This window comes from Frankia tisae (assembly GCF_025403405.1).
GTDB classification, from domain to species: domain Bacteria; phylum Actinomycetota; class Actinomycetes; order Frankiales; family Frankiaceae; genus Frankia; species Frankia tisai.
This window is the reverse complement of the sequence record NZ_JANEZT010000689.1, coordinates 1-1,351: the sequence shown is the minus strand read 5'-3', so window position 1 is coordinate 1,351 and position 1,351 is coordinate 1. Positions and strand designations below refer to the sequence as shown.

The window sequence follows — 1,351 nt, the reverse complement described above, 5'->3', positions numbered from 1 at the left end:
ACCCGCGCTCGTAGACCGCCGGAGGAGCCGTGATGTCCGCCCCCGACGTGATCCGTGCGGCCTTCGCCGCCTACCTGCTGCGGTGCTTTCCGACGGCGGACCGGTTCGTCTCCCAGGAGATCCTGGCGCTCGTCGAGGCGGGGGATGGCGGCGTGTTCCTGCTCTACGAATACGAGCTGCGCACCGGCGAGCGGTACCGCAACACGGAGTTCAGCACGGTGCGCGGCGACCAGCTCGTCCGCACGGAGGTCTTCTTCGGCGGCCGAGTTGGTTGAGTTTCCGGCCGGCGGGGCGGGTGGGTCCTGCCCGTTCACGATCGAGAGGCCCACGATGACGCAGCGCTGGGAGGAGCTGACATTCGTCCACTGGGCGTTCGACCCGGCGGTGGTGGCGCGGTTCGTGCCCCCGCACCTGCGGGTCGAGGTTCTCGACGGCGCCGCCTGGGTGGGGCTGGTGCCGTTCCGGATGCGGGTGGCGACCGCGGGCGGCCGGGGGTTCGGGCCGGTGACGACGTTCTGCGAGACGAACGTGCGGACCTACGTCGTCGACGCCGCGGGCCGGCGTGGGGTGTGGTTTCTGTCGTTGGACGCCGCGCGGTTCGGCGCCGTCGCCGTCGCCCGCACGCGGTTCCGGCTGCCGTACTTCTGGTCGTCGATGGCGTTGACCCGGGTCGGGGACGAGATCGCCTACCGGTGCCGGCGGCGGGCCCCGCGGCCGGCGGCAGCCGAGAGCCGGGTGCGGGTGCGGGTCGGCACGCCGTTCGCCGCCGCCGAGCTCGGCCCGCGCGAGCACTCCCTGACCGCCCGCTGGCGGCTGTTCAGCGCTGCCGGCGGGCGGCGCCGCCACGCCCCGGTCTGGCACGAGCCGTGGCCGCTGCACCGCGCCGACCTGCTCGACGTCGACGATCACCTGCTCACCGCGGCCGGGCTGCCGCACCCGACCGGCGATCCACTCGTCCACTACTCCCCGGGCGTCGACGTCCGGATCGGACCACAGCGACCCTGATGCCGGTTCCGGCCGTGTTCGAAAACGAGTCTCCCGCCCGGTGGTACTTGCGCGGCGCGGGGGGTCGGCCAGAAGCTGGTTCGGTAGGGCTCGCGTTCGATCTGTTCGGCTCGTGCATGTCGCAGTCCTCGGGTCTCTTCCGAGTTGAGGGTCGAGCGCCATGCCGTCCGGCTTGGCGCGAGGGGGTACGCGGTGGCCGTTCCGTTCCAGGACGATCCGGATCGGCTGCGCTCTCGGCTCGCCGCCTGGCTCTGCACGCATCCCGGCGCTGCCGGTGGCGGCGCTGCCGGTGGCGGCGCTGCCGGTGGATCGGGGGCGTCGGGCGTGGGGTGGGAGGTCGGTGAGC

The 1,351-nt window shown here is 73.4% G+C and carries 2 protein-coding genes; both read left to right on the top strand.

Features of this window, described 5'->3' with window-relative positions:
* The first annotated feature begins 32 nt into the window (after positions 1-32).
* Entirely contained in the window at positions 33-275 is a 243-nt protein-coding gene (locus NBZ85_RS31130; RefSeq protein WP_261557012.1) for a hypothetical protein, read from the top strand.
* A 55-nt stretch (positions 276-330) separates the two neighbouring features.
* Positions 331-1,005, top strand: coding sequence for a YqjF family protein (locus NBZ85_RS31125; protein WP_261563422.1), 675 nt, complete (start codon positions 331-333; stop codon positions 1,003-1,005).
* Positions 1,006-1,351: the final 346 nt, after the last annotated feature.

Coding starts and splice junctions, on each gene's coding strand:
- NBZ85_RS31125 (WP_261563422.1), top strand. CDS start 331: ATGACGCAGCGCTGGGAGGAGCTGACATTCGTCCACTGGGCGTTCGAC.
- NBZ85_RS31130 (WP_261557012.1), top strand. CDS start 33: ATGTCCGCCCCCGACGTGATCCGTGCGGCCTTCGCCGCCTACCTGCTG.